Annotated in this window: 3 protein-coding genes; 1 reads left to right on the forward strand and 2 read right to left on the reverse strand. The window is 72.1% G+C overall.

The genetic code is table 11. The features are described from left to right. Positions 1 to 83: 83 nt before the first annotated feature. Both QR78_RS31045 and QR78_RS31050 read right to left on the reverse strand, forming a co-directional pair. Positions 84 to 728: a DsbA family protein gene (locus QR78_RS31045; protein WP_048431493.1), complete on the reverse strand. Its 645-nt coding sequence runs from the start codon at positions 726 to 728 to the stop codon at positions 84 to 86. A 181-nt stretch (positions 729 to 909) separates the two neighbouring features. Next, complete coding sequence (locus tag QR78_RS31050; protein ID WP_048431494.1) at positions 910 to 1398, reverse strand: DUF721 domain-containing protein; 489 nt, start codon at positions 1396 to 1398, stop codon at positions 910 to 912. 170 nt (positions 1399 to 1568) lie between these two features. On the opposite strand from QR78_RS31050, the gene mutY reads away from it, so the two are divergent. Next, the coding region (mutY, locus tag QR78_RS31055) for an A/G-specific adenine glycosylase (RefSeq protein ID WP_048431495.1) at positions 1569 to 2551 on the forward strand (983 nt) is incomplete at its 3' end.

Here is a 2551-nt window from a genome sequence, read left to right on the forward strand (position 1 = left end):
CGCGGGCGGGGAGAGGGGGAGCCCGCCCTTCAATCGAGAATCGTCTGCATCCGTAACGACGTTCGAGAGCGAAACGCCCTGCCTCACGCTCCCACGATCGGCTTGATCACCTTCTCCATGCCCTCGATCGTCATCTCGCCCTGGTACTTCTGGCCGTTGATGAAGAAGGTCGGCGTGGCGTTGACCTTGAAGGTCGTCATCGCCTTCTCCTTCACGGCATTCACCGCGTCGTACAGGGTCTGGTCCTTCAGGGTGGCCTCGAACTTCTCCTTCGAGAATCCGGCCTGGCGCATCATCTGCTCGAGGGCGTCGAGGGGCTTGGGGACGAAGGCCCAGTTCGCCTGCTGGTCGAACAGCATGTCGGTGATCGGGTAGTAGCGTGCGCCGTTGTCGGCCCGGGCCAGCATGAAGGCCGCGGTGGCGAGCGGATCGAGGGGGAACTCGCGCAGGGTGAAGCGGACCTTGCCGGTATCGACCCAGCGCTCCTTCAGCGCCGGCCAGGTGGTCTTGTGGAAGGCGGCACAGTGCGAGCAGGTCATCGAGGCGTACTCGATGATCGTGCAGCGGGCATTGTCGGGCCCGAGCCAGAGGTCGCCGAGGGGGCCGGGCTGCATCAGGCCGTCCACCACCGGGCCCTGGGCGAGAGCGCGGAACGGCAGGGCCGGCGCGAGCAGCGCCGCGCCGAGGGCCGAGCCGGTGAGTGTCAGGGCCTCGCGACGGGTGAGCATGGCAGGCGTCCTCGTAGGGCGGATGCGGAAGGGTCCGCGGTCGTCAGTGCGGTAGAATCCCGGCCGCCTCGTGGCAAGCAGCCGCCGCATCAACTTCCTTTGTGCCGTCGCGTGCCTCGGCGGCGTCCGGTCGGGCTTGCGGCGGACCGGACGCCCGCGGAACACGCAGGAGGCGGTCTGGTCAGCGCGGGCGCTGCGCGCCCAGTACCGCGAGGCCGAGGCGGTCGAGGGCGTCGCGCAAGGCGGCCTCGCTCACGCTCGACACCGCGAGCGCGACCTCGCCGCGGCGCACCGGGTCGAGGGGCGGGGGAGCGGCCTTGCGGCGCTGGGCCTGGGCGACCCGGTCCTGGCGCATCCGGATCTTGCCGACGCAGGCCCAGCCGTAATGGCGGTTGATGCGCTCGATCACCAGGGGCACGAGGTGCTGCAATTCGAGGGCGAAGGCGCCCTCGACCCGCACCGTCAGGGTGCCGGGCTCCGGCCTTTGCTCGCGCGACGCCCCGCGCCGGCGCGACCATTCGAGCTTCTCCGGCTGGCAGGCCCGGGCCAGCCGCTCGCCGACGATCTCGCTCCAGGACGCCAGGATGTCGGTCGAGGCGAAGCCCTGGGCCGCGAAGACGGGGCCGAGGGACCGCTCGATCAGCTCGCTCAAGGGTTTGGGCCGTGCCATCGCCCGTCCGTCCTGGTGGATCGCCGTCTCCGGCGCGAAGCCCCGACCGATAGGGTTTTCGTGTGAGGGAACTCTTAACCCTCGGGCCCTCGGCCGCCCGGGCGGTCGTTCGGCGATTGCTCCCGAAATCCCGCTCCCGCCGCGGCCGAAAACCCGCTAAGGCGGGCCGCATGGTAGCGCCCGCCGCGTCGCACTCAAGGCCGGAAGCCGCCGACCTCCTGGTCTGGTACGACCGCCATCGCCGCGTGTTGCCCTGGCGCGCGCTGCCCGGCGTCGCGCCCGATCCGTACCGGGTCTGGCTGTCCGAGATCATGCTGCAGCAGACCACCGTCGCTGCGGTGAAGCCGTATTTCGCCCGCTTCCTGGAGCGCTTCCCGACCGTGGCGGCGCTCGCGGCGGCCCCGGAGGAGGCGGTGATGGGGGCCTGGGCGGGCCTCGGCTACTATTCCCGCGCCCGCAACCTGCATGCCTGCGCGAAGGCGGTGGCGGAGGCGGGCCGCTTTCCCGACACGGTGGAGGGCCTGCGCAAGCTCCCCGGCATCGGCGCCTACACGGCCGGCGCCATCGCGGCGATCGCCTTCGACCGGCCGGCGGCGGCGGTGGACGGCAACGTCGAGCGGGTGGTCTCGCGGCTCTACGCGATCGAGACCCCGATCCCGGCGGCGCGCCCCGAGATCCGCCGCCTCGCGGAAAACCTGGTGCCCCGGACGCGGCCCGGCGACTTCGCCCAGGCCGTGATGGATCTCGGCGCGACGCTCTGCACCCCGAAGCGGCCGGCCTGCGCGCTCTGCCCCTGGATGCAGCCCTGCCGCGCCCGGGCCGAGGGCCTGCAGGAGACCTTTCCGCGCAAGGTGAAGAAGGTGGCGGGCGCGCTGCGGCGCGGCGCCGCCTTCGTGGTGCTGCGGGCCGGCGACGAGGCGGTGCTGCTGCGCACCCGGCCGCCGGAAGGGCTCCTCGGTTCCATGGCCGAGCCGCCGACGAGCGAGTGGCGGGCCGATTACGACCCGGCCCAGGCTCTCCTCGACGCGCCCCTCGATGCGCGCTGGAAGCGCCTGCCGGGGATCGTGCGCCACGTCTTCACGCATTTCCCGCTCGAACTGACGGTCTTCCTCGCCCGGGTCGGCGCCGGGACCCCGGCGCCGACCCGGGCGAG

This window comes from Methylobacterium indicum (assembly GCF_001043895.1).
Lineage (GTDB): Bacteria > Pseudomonadota > Alphaproteobacteria > Rhizobiales > Beijerinckiaceae > Methylobacterium > Methylobacterium indicum.

Coding starts and splice junctions, on each gene's coding strand:
- QR78_RS31045 (WP_048431493.1), bottom strand. CDS start 728: ATGCTCACCCGTCGCGAGGCCCTGACACTCACCGGCTCGGCCCTCGGC.
- QR78_RS31050 (WP_048431494.1), bottom strand. CDS start 1,398: ATGGCACGGCCCAAACCCTTGAGCGAGCTGATCGAGCGGTCCCTCGGC.